Source organism: Ruegeria sp. BF10 (assembly GCF_056538725.1).
Window position 1 is genome coordinate 1,840,740 of record NZ_JBQFTR010000001.1, and the last position, 21,254, is coordinate 1,861,993.

The following is a 21,254-nucleotide window of genomic DNA, read 5'->3' on the forward strand; positions in this document are numbered from 1 at the left end:
CGATCCGCCAAAACCCAGTTCGCCCCACCTGCTCGACCCGGACGGGCCTCTGATTCCTTTGCGTTCGGCCAGGAAAAACCCCGGCCAACGCTGAAGCAAACTCACGCGTTTCCGGGGCATTGTACACAAGTTATTTTACGGACCGGCGTAACCCACAGGGATCAGACAAAACGGTTCACGTAGTTCTCGAGGATTTCCTGACGTCCCGATCGCGGTTTTGGATTGAGATCCTCGGCCAGAACCCGTGCGGTGATCTCGTCAAGACCAGAGGTCAGCATCGCCTGCGCCTCGGGCGTATTCCAGCCCGCGTACCGATCAGCCAGCGCCTGTTCCAGTCCGCCATCTTCCATCATCGCTGCTGCCGCTTTCAGGCCCCGGGCACAGATATCCATCCCGCCCACATGCGCGGCGATCAGATCTTCGGCATCGATAGACTGCCTGCGCAGCTTGGCATCGAAATTGGTGCCGCCGGTTGTGAACCCGCCCGCTTTCAGGATGTGGTAATAGGCCAACGCAACCTCGGGCGTGTTGTTGGGGAACTGATCCGTATCCCATCCTGACTGATAGTCGTTCCGGTTCATGTCGATGGATCCCAGCATCCCCTCGGCCGCAGCCACAGCGATTTCGTGTTCGAAGCTGTGACCTGCCAGGATCGCGTGCCCCTGTTCAAGGTTCAGCTTGACCTCATCCTCAAGCCCATATTTGCGCAGGAAACCGATGCAGGTGGCGGCGTCGAAATCATATTGATGTTTCGATGGCTCCTGCGGCTTGGGTTCGACAAGGATCGCACCCTTGAATCCGATCTTGTGCTTGTACTCGACCACCATGTTCAGGAACCGGCCCATGTGATCCAGTTCGGTTTTCATGTCGGTGTTGAGCAACGTCTCGTACCCTTCACGCCCGCCCCAAAGCACATAGTTTTCGCCCCCCAGCTTGTGAGTGGCATCCATGCAGGATTTCACCGTGGCGGCGGCAAAGGCAAAGACATCCGGGTCAGGGTTCGTGCTGGCCCCTCCCATCCAGCGACGATGGCTGAACATATTGGCCGTGCCCCACAGCAGCTTGGTACCGGACGCCTGCATCTTTTCACCGATATAGTCGGCGATCTCGTTCAGAGTGCGTAGATTGTCGGCAAAGTTCCCCTGCTCGGGGCGGATATCGGCATCATGCCAGCAGAAATAGGGCTGTCCCAGAATCTGGAACATCTCGAACGCGATATCGGCCTTCATCTTGGCGCGGCCCATATCATCTTGTGGGTGCCAAGGGCGCTCGAAAGTGGGGCCGCCAAACGGATCTCCACCCTCCCACGCGAAGGAATGCCACCACGCCACGGCAAACCGCAGGTGATCCTCCATGCGCTTGCCCAAGATGATCTCGTCCGGGTTGTAGTGACGGAACGCGAGCGGGTTCTTGCTGTCCTCGCCTTCAAATTGGACTTTTTCAATTCCCTGAAAAAAACCGCTCGTCATTTCATTTACCTCATTCCGTCTTTTCGCCGGGCTTTTTGCCCAGAATGATCATCGACAACAGATCGTCATCGGTGACGTCTGCAATATCAACCGTTCCAACCAGTTGTCCGTTCTTCATGACCGAGGCCCGGTCACATAATTCCATCACCGCGTGTACATCATGGTCGATCAGGAAAATCCCGATTCCCTGCGCCTTGAGCTGTTGGATCAGGTCCGCCACCATCTGTGTTTCGTGCGGGCCAAGCGCAGCCGTTGGCTCGTCCATGATCAGGATACGGGCGTTGAAGTACACCGCACGCGCGATGGCCACCGATTGACGCTGACCACCCGAAAGGGCCGAGACCGGATCGTTGAACTTCTGAAAGTTCGGGTTCAGCTGTGCCATGATCTTGCGGCATTCCGCCTCCATCGCGGCGTCGTTGACCAAACCATAGGGCGTGACCATTTCGCGGCCCAGAAACAGGTTCGAACTGGCATCCAGGTTATCCGCCAGCGCCAGCGTCTGATAGATCGTCTCGATATTGTTGGCGCGCGCGTCGCGGGGGTTGTTGATCTCGACCTTGTTGCCGTCGATCAGGATTTCGCCGTGGTCCATCTGATAGGCACCCGAAAGCACCTTGATCAGGGTGGATTTGCCGGCCCCGTTGTGCCCCAGAAGGCCCACGACCTCGCCCGGATAGAGATCAACCGACACATGGTCTACCGCCTTGATGCCCCCGAAGGAAATCGAGATATCGCGCATTTCCACCAGCGGAGGCTGGCCCGATCCGCGACCCGAAGCCCGGTTTTGTGTTTCTTGTGCTTGCATCATTTCGCCCCCAGACGTTTGCGATAGACGATGTCGATATAGACGGCCAGAACCAGGACGGTGCCGACGACGATGTTCTGAAACGGCGCATCCACGCCGACCATGGCCATGCCCGATTGCAGCGCCTGCATGATCAGCGCGCCAAGGATTGCGCCGTAGATCGTGCCGATGCCGCCGGACAGCGCCGTTCCACCGATCACGGCGGCGGCAATCACGCGCAGCTCATCCAGCGTTCCGATATCGTTCGAGTGATTGGCCAGACGGGCCGAGGCCACGACCGCCGACAGCGCGCACAGGAACCCCATCAGGGCAAAGATCTTGACGGTCATCAAACGGGTGTTGATGCCCGACAATTCGGCTGCATCCGGGTTGCCGCCAGTTGCAAAGATATAGCGTCCAAAGCGGGTTTTGCGGGCCACGACGGTCAGCGTCACCGCCACAATGATCAGGATCAGGACCGAAATCGGGATGCCGTATCCCACAACCAGCCCTTCCGGCATGGTCTCGCCGCGCGCTTCGAACATGCGTTCAAGCCGACGTGTCGGGATGGCATAGCTGTTGACGACAAAGACATAGCCTATGATGGCAATGCCAACGATCCCGGCAAGTGTCGCTTCGGCCCAGACTGGCTTGACAGGGAACCCATGAGCCGCTTTGGACCGGCGACCGCTCCACAACGCCCAGATCGCGATAACGGTGGCGGCAAGGCCGAACAGGAGGCTGACGGTTGTTCCCAAGGTTCCGTTGGTGCCGCCAAACATCAGGAATGTGCTGTCCAGCGGGCCGATTGTCTGGCCGTCAGTCATGTACCAGGCAACGTTGCGCCAGACCAGAAACCCGCCAAGCGTTACGATGAAAGCCGGAATGGTCAGATACCCCACCATCCAACCGTGGAACGCGCCGATCAATGTGCCAACCACAAGGCCCACCACCAACGTGATCGCCCAGGTCGCCGGGTGGTTCAAACCCATGCCCAGAACATTCGGCAACAGCTCGGTCTGTGTCATCGCCATCACAGCAGATGTGGTCGCCAGAAGCGCCCCAACTGATAGGTCAATGTGGCGCATGACGATGATGAACACCATGCCACAGGCCATGATGGCGACCGAGACGGTCTGGATCGACAGATTGAACAGGTTTCTGGGCGTCAGAAAGCGGCCGTCCGTAAAGATGTTGAAGCCGATGCACAGGATGATGAAGGCGCCGATCATGCCCAATAGCCGCATATCCAGTTCCAGTTGCTGAAACAGGTTGGACTTTGCTTTTTGGGGTACCGGCTGAGACGAAGTTTCGGTCATATCCGATCTTTCATGTTCAGCTATGATCTCTGGCCCACCCTTGCGGGCCAGAGATATCATGGTTTGGAACTTGGACTAGTTACAGGGTGCAGGGCCGTTTTCGACGCCCTGACACAGGTCTTCCAACGGAATCCAGCCAGCATCGACCACAACGGACAGGTTGTCTTTGGTGATCGGTACAGGCGCAAGGAAGACCGAATTCATCTCGGTTCCGCCGGGCGAAGTCCATTTGATGGCACCTTCAATGTCCTCGGGGCTGGTTCCGTTGCTCAACGCAACTGCAATTTCACCGGCAGCTTTGCCCAGTTCACGCGCATCTTTCCAGACAGAAACGGTCTGCGTGCCCTTGGCGACCCGGTTCAGCGCTGCGTGATCGCCATCCTGACCCGAGACCGGAATGCCTTCCATGCCCTGCGCGGTCAGTGCTGCAACAACGCCGCCGGCAGTACCGTCATTCGAGGCCACGACGGCATCAACGTTGTTTTCGTTCGCAGTCAGGATCTGTTCCATGTTGCGCTGCGCGTTCGCAGGCAGCCAGCCGTCGGTATAAGCTTCACCCACGATGACAATATCGCCGCTGTCAACGGCGGCCTGAATGATCTCTTGCTGACCGCCGCGCAGGAAATCCGCGTTCGGATCCGTGGGCGAGCCCTTGATCATCACATAGTTGCCTTTGGGCATCGCTTCGAACACCGCGCGCGCCTGCATCCGGCCAACTTCAACGTTATCGAATGTCAGATAGAAGGCACGGTCATCTTCGATCAGACGGTCATACGCGATGACCGGAATGCCTTCGTCTGCTGCCGCCTGCACTGCCGGGCCGATGGCCTGGGAATCCTGCGCCAGAATGATCAGCGCATCAACGCCCTGGGCGATCAGACTTTCAATATCCGACAATTGCTTGGCGGAAGAAGATTGGGCATCAGACGAGATGTATTCCGCACCGCCCGCTTCCAGTGCAGCCTTGATCGCCGCTTCGTCGGTTTTCCAACGCTCTTCCTGGAAATTCGACCAGCTTACACCGACCGTGGGCTCTGCGAATGCAACTGTCCCCATCAGGACCGCCACAGCAGAGGCGCTGAGAATTCGTTTCATGATTTCCTCCCGGTTTCAATGAGCCATCGCTTCATGATTCGTGGCCCCGACAATTCTGAGTAGCATATTTATTTCAGTCGGTAAAATATTTATGCTATCGGTAACAGAAAAAACCACCTAGGTTGAAACAGAGATTAGATTCGCGAGGGCAAGATGCTGAAAAGCAAAGCTTCTTCAAATGCCACGGACCAAAGGAACATCACTCGCCTGCGCGTTCTGGAAAAAATCCGGGCCAGGGGAGCCATTTCACGAATCGACATCGCCAGCGCGTTGGAGACCAGCCCAGCGACCATCACGTCCGCCACTGCCGATCTGCTGTCCGCTGGTCTGATTGAGGAAATAGAAAGCGAAACACCTTCCAAATCAGCGCGCCGCGGCAGGCCGCGGGTACAGCTGAAACTGAATGGCGCGTCACATCTGATCGCAGGCGTGAAAGTCGCCCGCCAGCAGGTTTCAGTCATTCTCGTGGACTTCGAAGGAACCGAAATCACTTCGTACACGCATCCGCTGGACCAAGCCCGCATGGCCCCGGATGCGTTTGCCGCGAAGATCCGCGCCGTGCTTGATCAGGCCTGCGCCTCGGCAAACCGATCCCTTGCCGATTTGTCCGGTGTCTGCATCGGCATCGCCGGCCTTATTGATGCAAATCAGAACTTCGTGCATTGGTCATCTTCCCTGACGGAACGAAATGTGGATTTGAGCCCGCTGTTGTCCAAGGTGCTCCCCTGCCCTGCCTTCATCGAAAACGACGCCAATCTGGTCGCAAAAGCGGAACAGCTTTTCGGATTGGGAAAGGGGCTGAAGAACTTCTTGGTTGTTACGATCGAGCACGGCATCGGCCTGGGCATTGTTCTTGACGGCAAGCTCTATCGCGGCGAACGCGGATGCGGAGCAGAATTCGGGCACCTCAAAGTTCAGTTGGACGGTGCGTTGTGCCAGTGCGGGCAGCGCGGATGCCTCGAGGCCTATGTGGGCGAATACGCCCTGATCCGCGAAGCGACGATCGCCAGTGAAGCGACGGACCCCCGCACTCTTGTCGATATACTCGCAGCAGCAAAAGCCGGCGACGCCCGATCCATTTCCGTTCTGGCCCGCGCTGGCCAAATGTTCGGCATGGGGGTTTCGAACCTGATCAATCTGTTCGACCCCGAGTGCATTATCCTGTCCGGCGCCAGAGGCCGCTTTGACTACCTGCATTCAGACGAGGTGATGGCACGTGTCCAAAACGGTGTCGTCAGCGTCGACGCGCCTTTGCCCGAAATCAAGGTCAACCACTGGGGTGATTCAATGTGGGCAAAGGGGGCAGCGGCTTATGGAATTGAACAGGTCTCTATCCTGAAGGTCAGGGAACTGGCGGCTCATGCGAATTAAGATGACAGTCTTGCTTGCGGTGGCTTCCGCTGCTGCTGCGGAAACCGTTCCTCCAAGCTTTCAAAAGGTGGAAACCCCCAGCCATGTTTACGATGGCGGCTGGGAACATTTCGTCGGCGGGGGGGGCGCGGTCTTCGACTGCAATGATGACGACCGCCCTGAATTGTTCGTGGCAGGCGGATCAAACCCAGCGCAATTGTTCATCAACACATCCGACACAAAGGTCAGTTTTCTTCCGGATACGCCCGGCCCCTTATCCTTGACCGGTGTGACCGGCGCATACCCGGTGGACATTGATGGCGATGGGATCCTGGACCTTGCGGTTTTGCGCGTAGGCAAAGACCTGTTGCTGGGCGGCAAACCGAACTGCGCGTTCGAGCCTTTCACGGCACTGAGTTTTCAATCTCAGGACCATTGGACCACCGGCTTTTCCGCCACTTGGGAAAGCGGGCAAACCCTGCCAACGCTGGCCTTTGGAACCTATGTCGACCGAAGCAATCCGGATGGACCTTTCGAGGCTTGCGGGCCGACGCTTCTGTACCGCCCGGAAGGGAGCGAATATGGCGATCCTATCCGTTTGGAACCCGGTCATTGTTCCTTATCCATCCTGTTTTCCGACTGGGCCCGCACGGGTCGCGCGGATCTGCGCGTCAGCAATGACCGCCACTACTATGTGCGTGGCGGACAAGAGCAACTGTGGGCCATGGAAGACCCCCCGCGCCTGTACAGCGAGGACGATGGATGGCTGCCCTACTCGATCTGGGGCATGGGGATTGCCTCGCGGGATTTGACCGGTGATGGGTTTCCCGATGTTTATCTGACGTCCATGGGGGACCAAAAATTCCAGGTTTTCGATCCCGCAACGGATGGGCCGACATGGCGGGATGCAACCTATGACCGAGGCACTACCGCACACAGGCCGCATGCAGGAGGAGACGGCCGCCCCTCGACCGGTTGGCATGCTCAGTTCGGGGACGTCAACAATGACGGGCTGGACGACATTTTTGTCGCCAAAGGCAATGTTGAGCAGATGCCCGACGCGGCGCAGGACGACCCCAACAACCTGTTGATGCAGACCGCCGACGGTCAGTTTGTCGAAACAGCGTCACAAGCCGGTGTCGCGTCCATGGCAAAATCCCGCGGCGGGGCCCTGGCGGATTTCAACGGGGATGGATGGTTGGATTTGGTGGTGGTCAATCGTGGCTCGGACCTTGAGGTTTTTCAGAATGAACCGACGACCGGCAACTGGCTCATGATTGATCTCGGCCAGAGCCATCCCAACAGACAGGCAGTCGGCAGTTTTATCGAAGTCAGGACGACCGAGGGCATTCAAACCCGTGAAGTGACCATTGGCGGGGGGCACGCCAGCGGAATTGCCGGGTTCCACCACTTTGGGCTAGGAGACTTCGAAACCGCAGAAGTACGGGTGATCTGGCCTGATGGAGAACATGGAGATTGGCAGAAGGTAGATGCCAATCAGGTGATCCACCTCAGCCGTTGATCACTGATCGACGGGCAATCCGCTGGGAACCGATTGAGGAACACCCAGCCGCACTGACGGATCTTCCAGCGTGCCCAGAAAACTCAGGATGGCGTCAACCTCGCCCTCACTCAGATTGATGGGCGCCAGATCGTTTGACGCTGCTATGGCTTCGACATGCCGGGGGTCCAGCAAAGCCTTTTGATCCTCTGCCCCGTCAAACTCTGGCAGATCAGCCATTTCGATGGCGTAGTTCCGCAATGCGGAAACCGGATCCAGATGATGGCGCACGACATCCTCAAGCCGTGTGTAGGCACCGCTGTGGCCATATGGCGCCGTCAGGGTCACGTTGCGCAATGAAGGCGTGCGAAATGCGAACGCATCATCCTTGTCACCGGTGACGCGCAGTCGCCCGTCATCCCGCACATGTTTTTCGAAACGGGCTGTTTTTCCGGGACCGATCTGAGGCATGGCGATGGAATGGAATCCGTGATCGGTCTGGAACCAGCCGGAATGGCAGGTGCTGCATCCAGCCTTTCCGTAGAACAGCTCCATCCCCAGTTGCGCCTGATCGTGCAGCGCGTCTTCGCCTCGCATCGCTCGGTCAAAGAGGCTGTTGTCAGCCCGCCATTCAAACGCGATGAAATCGGCAATGACATTGGCGATTGCGGTAAAGGTGATGTCTTCTCCGGGCGCAATGTCATCAAATCGCCTTTGATACTCTGGTATCGCCACCACACGCGCGGCAATCAGATCCCAGGCGCCACCCTCTTGGGTCAGCAAGCCGAGACGCACGGCCTTGCTGACTTCGTTTTCAGAATAGTGCCCCGCCATTTCGTCAGGTGACAGCACCGGGAACATCGCCTGCGCCGCCAAAGCCGATTTGAACCCCGGCCTCATATGCGTCCCCAACGGGGTTCTGATGCCATTGGGTTGTGACGTATCCGTCTCGAGGCGGCCGTCATGGAAAAACGTCGTGAATTCCAGCGCCCCGAGGTTCCACATCGCGGGTGAGTTTCGAGGAATACGCTGCTCGGGCCTGTTGTCTTGAGTGAGCTTACGCTGACCACCCAGCCCGACCCCACCTTCGCCGATACCCAGCGAAAGACCGTCGGATGTTCCCAGTTTCGGATGATGACAGGTTGCGCAACTGATGTTCCTATTCCCCGACAGGATCGGATCATAAAACAGCAGTTGCCCCAACTCTACGCTGGAAAGGTCAGGTTCGATGAATTCAGGGCGCGAACCAAGGTCTTGCGCCTGGGCAACTGAAAGAGATATCCAGATGCCCACTGCAGTTGCTGCGATCTGAAATCTCATGATCGTCCCTCGGAAATCTCAAGTGTCAGTGTTTGTCGATACGGGTTGTCCGGCGTATAGATGACGGATGGGAACGCAGGGATATTCACGGCGTTTGGATATCCTGACGGTTCAATACACAGCCCCGCACCCGGGCTAAATCGGCCTGACAGATATACCCCGGTATAGACCTGCGCCCCGGGTTGATCTGAATACACATTCATCCTCAATCCCGAAGATGCCCTGACCTCTGCGACCGGATGGTCATGGGTTCCACTTTCCTCAAATACAAAATAATGGTCCAGCTCGCGCCCCTCTGCCCCGACGGTGCGGGACAACGCGAAATTTGGCACATTTTCGCCGGCAGCGGAGATATCTCCGGAAGGAACGGAACGCGCGTCCAACTCCAGCACCCGGTTCGATCTTAGCCTGAGCCGACAGCCCAGGATATCCCCTGGACAGCCCAGAGAGTAATAAGTGTGCTGTGCGATGCTGATCGGCGTGGGGCGATCCGGTCGCGCCGTGATCGTGTAAGTCAGGCACGGATAGGTCAGTTTGACATGCACCTCGAATTCGACTTCTCCGGGAAAACCACCTTCACCGTCAGGCGAAGTCAAAGACAGAACCGCCTGATTCAGAGTGGTTTTCACGATTTCCCAGTGTTTGCGCGACAGCCCGCCCGGACCACCATGCAGCGTGGTCGGCCCTTCGTTTGCTGTCAGGTGATGAACGCGCCCTTGCAATGCAAACTGCGCCCCGCCGATGCGGTTGGCCACTCGCCCAACTATCGCGCCAAGGTAAAACGGGTCCGACAGGTAATCCTGCGGATTATCGTAGCCCAATATCAAAGGCGTTTTGCCAAGCCACCATCCTTGCGTGATTGCGCCATAATTCAACAGGGAAACGGACATGTTGCCGTCTTCCAGAAGGACCTGCTCGACAGGCATGGATTTGGGATCAGCCATCAGCGCGCGGCCAGAGGGGACAAAGCAGCATAGTACTCGCGATACCGCTGGTATTCCGCCTCATATGCGCTGGACAGCTCGACCCGAGGTTCGACACGCTCAGCAATTTCCGGGGAAAGCATGACATCCCCGGGGTCGGCGCCCTGCACAGCACAGGCAGCAAGACGGGCCGCGCCGATGGCGGCACCGAACTCACTTCCCTTGGGCAGAGCAAGCGGTGTGTTCAGAACTGTGGCCAATGTCTCCAGCCAAAATCGCGACCGCGCCCCGCCACCGACGACCAGCAGACTTTCGGGCTTGGTGCCCGTACTCTTTAATGCTTCCAGACAATCGCGCATCGCAAAGGAAACTCCTTCCATCACGGACTGGGTCAGATCAGCGGGTTCCGATGCAATATCCAGGCCCAGAAATGCTCCGCGTATGGCGCTGTCGTTATGAGGCGTCCGTTCACCGGACAGGTACGGAAGGAAGGTGATCTTTGACGGCCCCTTCACCGAATCCGGCAGGGTCGATGCCAGCGTGCCGACGGGTTGACCGAGGTGACGGGACAGCCAGTTGAGACTGTTGGTGGCCGACAGGATCACACCCATTTGAATCCAGCGATCCGGCACCGCATGGCAAAAACAATGAACGGCTGTTTCCGGCGCGGGCGCATAGCTTTCCTTTGCGACAAGCAACACACCCGACGTGCCCAATGAAAGAAATCCGCTGCCCTCACCGATGCTTCCGATGCCACAGGCCGCTGCTGCGTTGTCACCGGCCCCGCCGGCAACCACGACCGGCCCGGTCAGGCCCCATTGCCGAAGGATCTCTGATCGCAGTTCTCCGCCTGCCGAACTGCCTTCAACCAGCTCTGGCATTTGATCCCGGCGCATATGGCTTTGATCCAGCGCAGTGTCTGACCATTCACGTTTTCCGACGTCCAGCCACGCCGTACCGGCGCTGTCGGACATGTCGCTGACATAGGAACCGGTGAGCCAGAAACGCAGATAATCTTTCGGAAGCAACACCTTGGATGTCTTCGCAAACATGTCAGGCTCATGCCCGCGCACCCATTCCAGCTTGGGTGCCGTGAAACCCGGAAAAACGATGTTCCCGGTGATCGCGCGCATCGATGGCAGACCATCCAGCTCCGCAGCTTCCTGTGCTGATCTCGTGTCGTTCCAAAGGATACAGGGCCTCAGCACATTGCCATCCCGATCCAGCAACGTGGCACCGTGCATGTGGCCGCTTAGACCGACGCCGCGCACCGCGGAAAATGCGGCACCGTTCAACGCACGCAATTGGGCAACGACGTTTTGACAGGCTTCTACCCAATCGGACGGATCTTGTTCTGACCAACCGGGGCGCGGCGTAGATGTCACGACACCTGCTTCGGCTTCGGCAACGACGTTACCCTCTTCGCTGACCACAATTCCCCGAAGACCTGACGTCCCCAAATCCAGACCGAGATACACGCGTTTTCCCCCTAAATGCAGCACAGGCTGATGGTGCCACCAAGCACTTTGAACCCATGTCAGACCTTATCAGCACAGTTTGCGCTAACATAACAAGGCCAAGCAAGAGATGGCACTTAATTTTATGAAAACCCTCACAGAACGCGTGGAATCATCAGCACTCACGACCAAGGTTTAATTCAACTAAGCTGGGCCCGAAAATTTTTCGAATTGTCTGACGCTGACTTCACGTGAACAGTTCAAGCAGTTCTGGGTTTACTGATTTCATGCTGACGGTCCGTCTGAAAACGAAATCAGTCGCAAGAAGGAATTCAGCGAATGCAGTCACATGCCAGAGTTGTTGTCGTTGGCGGCGGATGCGTCGGGGCTTCGGTTCTTTATGGATTGACGCAGCACGGCTGCACCGATGCGGTCATGCTTGAGAGAACCACGTTGACCTCCGGTTCCACCTGGCATGCGGCAGGTCTGCTGGTCACCTTTGTGCGGTCCCACAACGTTTCGAAGATGACGATGGAGACCATCCGCATCTATTCCGAAGTCGAAAAGAAGATCGGCGCTTCGGTCGGGCTGCGCCAGGTGGGTCAGTTGCGCGTCGCCAATACGCAGGAACGCTGGGACGAGTTCCTGTCCTATGTCTCGATTGCCGAAGCTGCCGGTGTACCCTGCAAACTGCTGACACCAGAGGAAATCGCCGAACTGCACCCTCTGCTCAACCAATCGGAACATATTCGCGGTGGCATCCTGCATACCGAGGACGGCTATGTGAACCCGGCCGACATCACCATGGCAATGGCCAGGCTGGCGCGCGAGAAAGGCGCCAAAGTGTTTCAGAACACCGAAGCGCTGGCTTATGAAAAACTGGAAAACGGTCATTGGAAGGTGACAACCAATCAGGGTGAGATCACTTGCGAACATCTTGTCTTCGCGACCGGAAACTATGCCCGCGAAAACGCGCGCCGTGTTGGCCTGGATCTGCCTTGCATTCCAATCGTTCACCAATACTGGACAACGGACACCGTTCCGCTGCTGAAAGAACGCCGTGCACAAGGGTTGCCCGAGTTCCCGATCCTGCGGGATGAAGATTACGGCGCCTATCTGCGCGAAGATGTGGGCGGCATTCAGTTCGGCCCTTATGAGTTCACCAAAGACCTCAAGCTATTCGCCGAAGATCACGTGCCGCCTGACTTTGGCGCCGACCTCTTGCCCGAAGATTTCGACGCGGTCCAAACGCAGTGGGAGCGTGCCATCGAGCGGGTTCCAACACTTGGTGAGGTGGGTATCAAGGCCAACACCCGAGGTCCGTTCCAGATGACACCGGACGAGTTGCCGCTTGCGGGACCCGCACCGGGGCATGAAAACCTGTGGCTGGCCGAAGGCATGCCCGGCGGCATATTGTGGGGTGGAACCGTTGGTGAACGTCTGGCCCGCTGGATTGTCGATGGGGATCCGGGCATGGACATGTCCGAACTCGACCCCCGCCGTTTTTCGGATTACGCGTCCAAGCGGTGGACCATGGACAAGGTGTGCGAAACGTGGGGCACCCACATGAACGCGCACATCCCCGGAGAAGATTTTCCCGGCGCGCGCCCGATGAAAACGATGGGGTCCTACGATCTGCTGAGCGCGCATGGCGCCGTCTGGACCAGCTTCAACGGATATGAGTTTCCGCGCTGGTTCGCCAAATCGCGCAAGGAAGCTGTTCCGGAACATTCCTTCCGACGCACCAACCACATGGAACGCGTTCAGGAAGAGGTGCGCACCACCCGTGACGTGGCCGGGTTCATCGAGATGTCGCCGATGACCAAGTTCACCGTGCGCGGACCGGGGGCTGCCAAATGGCTGGATGGCGTTATGGCGAACAGGCTGCCCAAAGTGGGGCGAATGACCCTGTCGCTTTTGTTGAACCAAAAGGGCGGCATGGATGCGGAATACACGGTCGCCCGCTACGCCGAGAATGATTTTTACCTGGTCTCCACCCCGAACTGGTGCGCCTACAACTGGGATCAACTGCAACGTTTGCTGCCCGATGACAGCTCTGTCATTCTTGAAGATGTTTCAGAACAACTGGGCGTGATCGCTCTGGCAGGCCCCATGGCACGAGAGATCCTGCAACCGCTGACCGACAATGATCTGTCGAACGGAACCTTCCCCTGGCTTTCTGCGCAAATGGGTGAAGTGGGGTACGCCAAGGGCGTTCATCTGCTTCGAGTGTCCTATACCGGCGAGCTGGGGTGGGAACTTCATCACCCGGTCGGTTACAACCGCCATCTTGTCGACCTGCTGTTGAAGGCCGGTGTAAAACCTTTCGGGCTTGAGGCACTGGAATCCATGCGCCTTGAAAAATCATATCGTGCCATCAATCGCGAGATTTGCAAGGGCATGACCCCATACGAGGCCGGCCTTGATCGGTTCGTGGTAACCGAAGGTCGCGACTTCACAGGCAAGGCCGCTCTTTTGAAACAGAAAAAGGAAGGCACGTACCGGCGGCTGGTCACGCTGAAACTGCCCTTTGGCGAAACATCGGTGATGTTTGACGAGGGTGTCTACGCTCGGGGCAAGCTGATCGGCCGTGTCACCTCGGGCGGGTTCTCTTATTATTGCAACCACGACATTGCGATGGCACTAGTGCCACAGAACATGATGGCGCCCGGAACGAAAATGCAGGTGCTGGTCCACAATGAGATGCGCGACGCCGTGGTCATCGACACATGTGCTGTCGATCCCGCAAACACACGCCCGCGCGCTTGAGTGCGAAAACAGAAAGACTGGACTCGAACGGATGACCGAACAACCGACAAAAACGCTTTCTCTTGCCGAAGTTCGGGACTTGGCCAAATCGGTTCTTGTTTCTGCCGGAGCGGACTCGCGCAGCAGTGATGTACTTGCCGATATCGTCACCCGGTCTGAACGGGACGGCCCGCGCAGTCACGGGTTGCGCATGTTGCCGGTCTATGTCCAAAGCTTCACGTCCGGCTATGCCAACGGGCACGCGAAGCCCAAGACCGAAAAGGTTGCCCCGGGCGTTTTGCGCTGTGACGCCGACAACGGGTATTATCAGGTTGCAGCGGCAGAAACCCGCGAGGATCTGATCGCGATGGCACGGGAAAACGGCATTGCCGCGTTCACCTGTGCAAACTGCCACCATCTGGGTGCCTTGCGGTTTGACACCGAACCCTTGGCCGAAGCCGGATTGGTGGCCTTTGCCGTGATCAACTCATTGTCCATGGTGGTTCCGCAAGGTGGGGTTCGCCCGGTTTTTGGCACCAACCCGATGTCTTTTGCCTGCCCGCGTGACGGCGACGCGCCCGTGGTCTGGGATCAGGCCTCGTCCATGGTGGCCCTTATGGATATCCGCATGGCCGCTGCCGAGGGGCACGACCTGCCCCGCCCTGCCGGTCTTGATCCCCGGGGCGAACCCTCAACAGACCCGAATGCCATCCTCGAAACCCGCAGCCTATTGCCATTCGGAGAGCATAAGGGGGCCGCGATCGCCTTCATGGTTGAGGTGTTGGGCGCAGCACTGGCCGGTGGAACCCTGTCCGTGGACAACGAAGAACGCGAGTCCTTCGGCGCCCTGAACATCAAAGGAGGAGCGACCCTGATTGCAATTGATCCCAGCCGGTTCGGCAACGCGGCCTTCAACGAATATGTCGCCCGCATCTGCGCCGAGATTTCCGGCAACGGGTCCGCCCGGGTTCCGGGCGACGGTCGCCTTGAAAAACGGGCAGCCGCCGAAGCCCATGGCATAGAAGTGAGCGCCGAGGTTCTGGACGCGCTTGGCTGAAACTGAAATCACCCGCCATCGAATGGCCGGACAGCACCTGCCCGGCTTGCCAACCACGCCGCTCAATGGCCGCCGAAATAGGCCTCGAGCAAGCGTTTGTCATTCCGCAATTCGTCAGCCGTGCCCGACGTCTGCATCCGCCCGGACTCCAGCACATAAATGCGGCTGGCAAGCGACAGGGCAAAATTGGCATTCTGTTCGGTGATCACAACGGTCAGCCCGTATTCCTTGTTCAGCTGACGCACGACCTCGGCAATCTCGTGACAGATTTTCGGGGCCAGGCCAATTGTGGGCTCATCGACAAGCAGCAGTTCCGGGCTGGTCATCAAGGCCCGGCCAAAGGACACCATCTGCCTTTCCCCGCCGGATTGGGTCGATGTCTCCTGTCCTTCCCGTTCTTGCAGTCGCGGGAAAAGCTTGTGCACCATCTCAAGGTTGCTTTCGATGTCGTCTCGTGCGGTGAATGCGCCCACCATCAGGTTGTCGCGCACTGACATATAGGGAAACAGGTTGAACCGCTCGGGCGCATAGCCAACCCCGTGACGCACGATTTCCGAAGGGGCACGACCAGCAAGGCTGTGCCCGCGCAACCGGATGTCCCCTTCGATTTTCACAAGGCCCATGATGCTGTCCAACAGGGTGGATTTACCTGCGCCGTTCGGGCCGACCACGGCGACAATCTCGCCGGGCTGCACCGTGATCGAAATATCGGTCAACGCCTGCGCCTTGCCGTAAAACGCGGACAGGTTCTCAATTTCCAGATAGGACATCAGACGCTCCCCAAGTACGAGGCCTGAACGGCCGTGTCGTTCATCACGTCGCTGAACGCGCCTTCGGCAATCATGGTGCCCCGCTCGATGGCGATGGCGCGGTCGATCAGCGGTTCCAGCGCCGGCAAGTCATGGCTGACGATCAAAAAGGTCATCCCGTCCTTGCGCATGGATTGTATGAGATCGGAAATCTGCGCGATTTCACCTACTGTCAGACCTGCAAACACCTCATCCAGCAACATGACACGCGGTGCCGTGGCCATGGTTCGGGCCATTTCGAGCTTGCGCAAATCACCCATGGCCAATTCGGCGGGTGAGCTGCTCAGATCCGTTTCCGTGAACCCGACACTCAGCGCAAGTTCCTTTTCCCTGTCCGTATCCGGCGGCGAAACGATCATGCGCCAGATATCGTCCGGCATCAGGCCCACCCTGATGTTTTCTGCAACACTCATGTCGCCGAACGGCCGAGGTATCTGATAGGTTCTACTGACCCCGGCCCGAATACGTTGTGGCGTCGACAGCGCCGAGATTTCTTGCCCGAACAGCTCGATCGTACCGCTGTTCTGCCGCAGCTCACCCATGATCTGGCTGAAAACCGTCGTCTTTCCCGCGCCATTCGGTCCGATCAGGCCCAGCGACTCTCCTTCTTGCAGGGAAAAGGACAGATCGTTCGTGGCCACCAGCCCGCCGAACCGTTTGACGAGACCAGACACTTTCAGCGCAACGGTCATGTCAGCCCCCCTTTCCGCAGCCGTTGAAAGCCGCGTTGAGCAAGTTCAACCAATCCCTTTGGCTGATACATGTAGAGAAGCAGTGCGATAGCACCGTAGACGAAATACCGTTCAGCCCCGGGAAGCACGGGACGCAGGTATTCCAGAAGGAACGTCATGAAGAACGCACCGATCATGGGGCCGATGATGGTCGATGTTCCGCCCAGCAATGCCGCAACTATGATGGTGAAGAGAAAGTTGATGTCGAACAGGGCCCGCGGTGCAAGCGAGCCCAGGTAATGGACATAGAACGCCCCACCCAGACCGGCGATGAACGCGCTGGTCAGAAACGCAAAGGCCTTCAACCGCGTGGTGCTGAGCCCCGAACTGGGGCTCGGCGCCTGCGAGAGGATATTCGGCGCCGACTCGATCGCTGCGCTTGACGTGCTTAACGATCCGAAGATCAGCCGATCCCGGCGATGGATGGCGTCAGTCGCCAGTATCGATGCCATGTTTGAGGATTTGGAACTGCCCACAGGTGTTCGGCTGGCGATCTCCGAGCGCTGTTCACAATACTACGGCGGCGGCCCGGCGTCGCGCCGGATTGCGCGGCGGGCCACTGGAAAGGAATGGAAAAGTGCGTGCGTTGTTCTGAGTGAACTTGGTGTGGGCAAGGGCATTCATTCGCGGCCATCGCGCTGGAACGCACGTGCGGCCAGGCTTCATCCGGATCTCGGACGTCTCCAACGAGAAGAACAGGATGGCCGGTTGGGAAGCAGCTTGGCCGACATTCTGGGAAGCCTCGCTCATATGTCCATCAACCGGATCCTTCACTGGGGAACTGCCGCAGAAGAGGCGGTTATCCTTGAGGCGCTGTGTCGGCACTATCGAACCAAATTGTACCACGGCTGGAAATCGTCACAGGCGGAATTCAAACGGCATCAGAACAGGACCTGAACTGCCCCTCTGAAGTGTGTGCAATCGACGGATACCTCGCCCCCCGAATGAAGTGCCCAACAAGGACTGGATCGCGCTTCGGACCAAGACGGGACACCTCGGAACCTGCGTCTCACCTTTACAGCACGCGGCGTTTCGGAACCTGCCGGCTGACCGCGTAGCCTGCGAGCGCCGAAAGCGATTTTGCCACGCCGCCCCGTGGCACGGGGCTGAGCGCTGCGATTGCCTGATCGCGGTATTCTTCAGGCAATTGCTGCCTCTTGATATGGCGCGTGGCCGGGGAAAGCTCTGCCAAAAACCGCGCGGGGTCGCAGTGACTGAGGAAAGCACGGGCTGCCGCGCCCCCCGTTTGCCGCTGGGCCGCCTCAAGAACAGGCACGCTGAATAGCCCGCTGGAAAGGTCTGACGCAAAAGGTGTGCTGCCCGCAGGGCGGTCCAGGGCAAGTTCATCCTCGGTCAGCAGGTAAGCCAGGCCAAGATTTTCGCCATAATCGCGAAGGGCGACTGACAGATCGTTTTGTTCGGCAAGCATCGCACCGAGTTCGCAAGGCAGTCGAAAAAATGCAGCCATACATTGCCGCATCTGCGCGATGCGCATTTCGACCGCCAGATCCGGTTGCCATGCGGTCCGAAGCTCGGACACTCGGCCTTCACATGCCGAGGCCATGGCGCTCAGAATTGATGGCACCAGATCCGGGCAGTCCCGTGCGCCGACTTCGTGTGCTTTCGCCAACAAGTAGTCGCCTGTCAGTATCCCAAGCTTGTCGCCCCAGTTGGCCTTGGCGTCGGCTGTTGCTGCCGCAGCCTCGATCCCCCGAATGCCGCTTTGGGCAAGAAATCCCAAATACGCGAGTTCCAGCGCCGTGGCCGCGGCACGACGTCTTTTTGCCTCGACATCACCCAGATAGGACGTCAGCAAAAGCAACAGCGAAGGTCGAAAGGCAACCATGTCAGCCCGCTTGCCCGCGAAGGACATGCGCGTCAGAAACGGCCAATCGGTGCGCACGATGTGATTGAGGCGTGCGCCCACATCGCGCAGGTCGTCCCCAAGCGGCATCTCGGGCACTCGCACAAGGGGCGATACGTCATCCAACATGGCGCTTTCCACATCACCGCCAGTGCCTTCAGGCACCAAAACGGCGCGGCGCAGCATGTTGTGAACCGGCTTTTCGCTTTCGAACGTATCGTCCAACACGCGCCAGATGAACTCGTATCGGCGGCTTGCGCGGTTCCCGAGCGTGAAGTACCCGGCAAAGCGATCACCCAGCAGAAGCGCATAGTCTTCCGCTGCCACCCAGGGGCCTGCCCCGGTGCGGAGGCACCGATCAGTGGTTTGCGCCGCAAGCGCACCGGATTCCAGCGCAAAGCTGATTCCTTCGCCTGTAAACGGGCTGATAAGACCGGCGGCGTCCCCAACCAGCAACATACCCGAATGGGCGGCACGTTCCGGTGCGAAATCGAACCTCAGCGGTGCCCCCAAGGTCATACCGGACAATTGAATGCCCGAATATTCTGGATAATCCTTGCGGAGCACGTCCAGAAATTGATCGAAAAGTGACCTGACATTGGTGTCAAACGCCCGACAGAACAGTCCGACACCGACATTTGCAGTTCCCTTCCCCGTTGGGAACGCCCAGCCATAGGACGGCAACAAATACCGGTCCGTAACATCAGTCAACGGCAGCATTATTTCGAGCAGTGGCGGAGTATCACCGCAGCCATCGACATAACCGCGAAGCGCCGTGCCATAGCCTTGCTCGGGTGTTTCCCGCAATCCCGCCGCTTTCGCCAATCGAGACGCGGCCCCGTCTGCGGCGATGACCGTATACCCGGTCAGAACCACTGTCGTGCCATCCTGCATGTGCGCGCTGACGCCTGTGACAGTCCCGCTTTCATCCGTTACCAGATCGTCGGCGCGGCATTTCGGCATGAAAGCCGCACCTTCCGCACGGGCCTGACGCAAAAGACAGTCATCCAGTATCAAACGGGGCACAACCAGCCCATAGTCGTCTTCGCCCTCGTATCGAAAATCACGGTGGCCCCTGTTGCGCATATGGACGCGCACACCTTCGACCTCCTGCTGATCGGTTAGCGCGGACAGAATGCCGAGGCGTTTCAACTGAGAGATGCCGGACCGGGTGATTCCGTCTCCACAGCTTTTGTCCCGAGGGAAATCCTCACGGTCGACCAGAATGACCTTTCGACCTCTGCGTGCCAGTTCGATGGCGGCAGCGCTGCCGCCGGGCCCCGCACCGACAATGATGGCGTCCCAAGTCTCGGCCGCGGCCTCCTTGGGCGTCGCAAGCGGCAGATCGTCGGCAAAAGGGCCGTAGCCGTCCATGTCAGGCCCGCCTTTCGACAGAAAGCCGGGCGAGGTTTGCCAGCGAGTCGCGCAGCACATGATCGTCAAGCCCGGCAATGACCCTGACGGCCGCTTCAGATTTGTGCCGCGCCAACTGTTCCGTAGCTTCGACCGCGCCCGAATTGCGAATGATCTCTACAGCACGCGAAATATCCGCATCCTGCATGTCGGCCAGCCTCAACCTGGCCCGCAATTCATCGGCGGCCTGACCGTTCTGACCCAGGCACAGGAGCACCGGCATCGTATACGCCCCTTCGCGCAGATCAGAGGCGGACCCTTTCCCAAGTTCCGCACTGCTTGCAATGTAGTCCAGAACATCGTCGCGAAGCTGAAACGCAAGGCCAAGGCACTTTGAATAGGTGATCAGCGCGTCTCGATCCTGATCACTTACGTCAGCCAACAGCGCCCCCAGCGATGCGGCGAGGACAAACAGTTCGGCCGTCTTGCCCTCAAGCATTTCAAGATGCTCTTCAATGGTCCAATCGGCGTTGTAGGCGTTTTCTGCTTCGCGCAACTGCCCAAGACACAGCGCGGCACAGTGTTTGCCGGCCAGCTCGGAGGCTGTGGGGCTGACGGAATCCAACAGGTTTATTGCACGGGCCAGAATGAATGTTCCGGCGAAGCTGGCGATGGGCGAAGACCAGCGACGGTTCACGCTTTCCGCTCCACGCCGAAGTTCGGCCCGGTCCATGACATCGTCATGATAGAGCGACGCCACATGGATCATTTCGACAGCCGCCGCCGCCTGAATTGCGCGCTTGCGGCCTTCTGTGTCGGTGAGGCTTCGTGCTGTAAGCAGCAGAAGAATTGGCCGCAACCGTTTTCCGCCGGCCCCGATAAGCCAGTGTGCAATCTCTTCGAACCCCGGCTGGTCCGAGGCGACGGCATCCAACATGGATGCTTCAACCTGGGGTATCGTGGCCCGGACCTGTTCGTCTTGCAACCAGTCAGACATCCGCGATCTTGCGGAACTGCGCCAGCGTCTTCTGCAAACGCTTCGACCTGAGCGCCGCTTCGGAGTTCCTGATGAAACTGTCATAGCCTTCGTGCAACGCTGCGGACTCGGCGCGAACAACAATCTCTCCACGGTGGAAGGCGTCGATCACAGTCATCCTGCCTTCGGAAATGGCTACAAGTGCTTCCGGTGAGATCGCGCCGACGCCCCGGCCCTTCCCTTTGTGTTTTTGGTTCGGGTTGATATGCACTTCACCGCTCATCACCGAAACTTCGACCGACCCCATACCAAAAACACCAACCGTTGCACTGGCGCCCTCGTACTGCTTGACCAGTTCAGCATATTCCTTCTTGGCGTCCGCCTTGAAACCCGCCAAAGCATCTTCGGCCAGTTTTTCGACTGCCTTTGCACCCTCTTCCGGCTGCATCCGCTGTTCATAGTCTGCCACGTTCGTATCCTCCGTTCCAAAATATC

General features: G+C 58.4%; 18 protein-coding genes. 5 read left to right on the forward strand and 13 right to left on the reverse strand.

The genetic code is table 11. The features are described 5' to 3' along the window. Positions 1–161: 161 nt before the first annotated feature. The 4 genes from xylA to xylF all read right to left on the reverse strand — a co-directional run bounded on the left by xylA (position 162) and on the right by xylF (position 4,670). Entirely contained in the window at positions 162–1,469 is a 1,308-nt protein-coding gene (gene xylA / locus ACR0DJ_RS09310) for a xylose isomerase (RefSeq protein WP_480684670.1), read from the reverse strand. 10 nt (positions 1,470–1,479) lie between these two features. After that, positions 1,480–2,277, reverse strand: a complete 798-nt coding sequence (locus ACR0DJ_RS09315; RefSeq protein WP_480684782.1) for an ATP-binding cassette domain-containing protein — start codon at positions 2,275–2,277, stop codon at positions 1,480–1,482. Continuing rightward, the gene (locus ACR0DJ_RS09320; protein ID WP_480684671.1) at positions 2,277–3,575 is read right to left on the reverse strand and encodes a sugar ABC transporter permease; all 1,299 of its coding nucleotides are present in this window, start codon (positions 3,573–3,575) and stop codon (positions 2,277–2,279) included. Before ACR0DJ_RS09320 ends, ACR0DJ_RS09315 begins: the two co-directional genes overlap by 1 nt. 75 nt (positions 3,576–3,650) lie before the next feature. Then, positions 3,651–4,670 (reverse strand): D-xylose ABC transporter substrate-binding protein, encoded by a 1,020-nt coding sequence (xylF, locus tag ACR0DJ_RS09325; protein WP_170346506.1) that lies wholly within the window; start codon positions 4,668–4,670, stop codon positions 3,651–3,653. Between the two features lie 153 nt (positions 4,671–4,823). On the opposite strand from xylF, the gene ACR0DJ_RS09330 reads away from it, so the two are divergent. Next, positions 4,824–6,041, forward strand: a complete 1,218-nt coding sequence (locus ACR0DJ_RS09330; protein WP_425077991.1) for an ROK family transcriptional regulator — start codon at positions 4,824–4,826, stop codon at positions 6,039–6,041. Between the two features lies 1 nt (position 6,042). Continuing rightward, positions 6,043–7,542 (forward strand): CRTAC1 family protein, encoded by a 1,500-nt coding sequence (locus tag ACR0DJ_RS09335; RefSeq protein ID WP_425077990.1) that lies wholly within the window; start codon positions 6,043–6,045, stop codon positions 7,540–7,542. On the opposite strand, the gene ACR0DJ_RS09340 is transcribed toward ACR0DJ_RS09335, so the two are convergent. From ACR0DJ_RS09340 to xylB, 3 genes are read right to left on the reverse strand one after another with little or no spacing between them, the layout of a single operon-like run. Beyond that, a complete protein-coding gene (locus ACR0DJ_RS09340; RefSeq protein ID WP_480684672.1) occupies positions 7,543–8,841 on the reverse strand; it encodes a cytochrome-c peroxidase in 1,299 nt (432 codons plus the stop codon). Then, positions 8,838–9,785 carry an aldose epimerase family protein gene (locus ACR0DJ_RS09345; RefSeq protein WP_480684673.1) on the reverse strand — a complete coding sequence of 316 codons (948 nt, stop codon included), beginning with the start codon at positions 9,783–9,785 and terminating at the stop codon, positions 8,838–8,840. The genes ACR0DJ_RS09340 and ACR0DJ_RS09345 overlap by 4 nt, the downstream gene beginning before the upstream one ends. Continuing rightward, the gene (gene xylB, locus ACR0DJ_RS09350; RefSeq protein WP_480684675.1) at positions 9,785–11,242 is read right to left on the reverse strand and encodes a xylulokinase; all 1,458 of its coding nucleotides are present in this window, start codon (positions 11,240–11,242) and stop codon (positions 9,785–9,787) included. The genes ACR0DJ_RS09345 and xylB overlap by 1 nt, the downstream gene beginning before the upstream one ends. 318 nt (positions 11,243–11,560) lie before the next feature. On the opposite strand from xylB, the gene ACR0DJ_RS09355 reads away from it, so the two are divergent. Both ACR0DJ_RS09355 and ACR0DJ_RS09360 read left to right on the forward strand, forming a co-directional pair. Continuing rightward, on the forward strand, positions 11,561–13,990 hold the full coding sequence (locus ACR0DJ_RS09355) for a GcvT family protein (protein WP_480684676.1): 2,430 nt from the start codon (positions 11,561–11,563) through the stop codon (positions 13,988–13,990). Between the two features lie 31 nt (positions 13,991–14,021). Beyond that, positions 14,022–15,026 carry an Ldh family oxidoreductase gene (locus tag ACR0DJ_RS09360; RefSeq protein WP_480684678.1) on the forward strand — a complete coding sequence of 335 codons (1,005 nt, stop codon included), beginning with the start codon at positions 14,022–14,024 and terminating at the stop codon, positions 15,024–15,026. 62 nt (positions 15,027–15,088) lie between these two features. Here the strand turns inward: ACR0DJ_RS09360 and ACR0DJ_RS09365 are convergent, their stop codons facing one another. From ACR0DJ_RS09365 to ACR0DJ_RS09375, 3 genes are read right to left on the reverse strand one after another with little or no spacing between them, the layout of a single operon-like run. Next, positions 15,089–15,796, reverse strand: a complete 708-nt coding sequence (locus ACR0DJ_RS09365) for an ABC transporter ATP-binding protein (protein ID WP_480684680.1) — start codon at positions 15,794–15,796, stop codon at positions 15,089–15,091. Next, entirely contained in the window at positions 15,796–16,527 is a 732-nt protein-coding gene (locus ACR0DJ_RS09370; protein WP_425077983.1) for an ABC transporter ATP-binding protein, read from the reverse strand. The genes ACR0DJ_RS09365 and ACR0DJ_RS09370 overlap by 1 nt, the downstream gene beginning before the upstream one ends. After that, a complete protein-coding gene (locus ACR0DJ_RS09375; protein ID WP_425077982.1) occupies positions 16,524–17,018 on the reverse strand; it encodes an ABC transporter permease subunit in 495 nt (164 codons plus the stop codon). The genes ACR0DJ_RS09370 and ACR0DJ_RS09375 overlap by 4 nt, the downstream gene beginning before the upstream one ends. Here ACR0DJ_RS09375 and ACR0DJ_RS09380 point away from each other — a divergent pair. Beyond that, the gene (locus tag ACR0DJ_RS09380; protein WP_257600404.1) at positions 16,951–17,463 is read left to right on the forward strand and encodes a lantibiotic dehydratase C-terminal domain-containing protein; all 513 of its coding nucleotides are present in this window, start codon (positions 16,951–16,953) and stop codon (positions 17,461–17,463) included. The genes ACR0DJ_RS09375 and ACR0DJ_RS09380 overlap by 68 nt on opposite strands. Before the next feature lie 118 nt (positions 17,464–17,581). Here ACR0DJ_RS09380 and ACR0DJ_RS09385 read toward each other — a convergent pair whose 3' ends face one another. The 3 genes from ACR0DJ_RS09385 to ACR0DJ_RS09395 are packed head-to-tail and all read right to left on the reverse strand — an operon-like array spanning position 17,582 to position 21,228. Continuing rightward, complete coding sequence (locus ACR0DJ_RS09385) at positions 17,582–19,804, reverse strand: geranylgeranyl reductase family protein (RefSeq protein ID WP_480684681.1); 2,223 nt, start codon at positions 19,802–19,804, stop codon at positions 17,582–17,584. Between the two features lies 1 nt (position 19,805). Further along, positions 19,806–20,780 carry a polyprenyl synthetase family protein gene (locus tag ACR0DJ_RS09390; RefSeq protein WP_480684683.1) on the reverse strand — a complete coding sequence of 325 codons (975 nt, stop codon included), beginning with the start codon at positions 20,778–20,780 and terminating at the stop codon, positions 19,806–19,808. Next, a complete protein-coding gene (locus tag ACR0DJ_RS09395; protein ID WP_425077979.1) occupies positions 20,773–21,228 on the reverse strand; it encodes a hypothetical protein in 456 nt (151 codons plus the stop codon). Before ACR0DJ_RS09395 ends, ACR0DJ_RS09390 begins: the two co-directional genes overlap by 8 nt. Between the last annotated feature and the right edge of the window lie 26 nt (positions 21,229–21,254).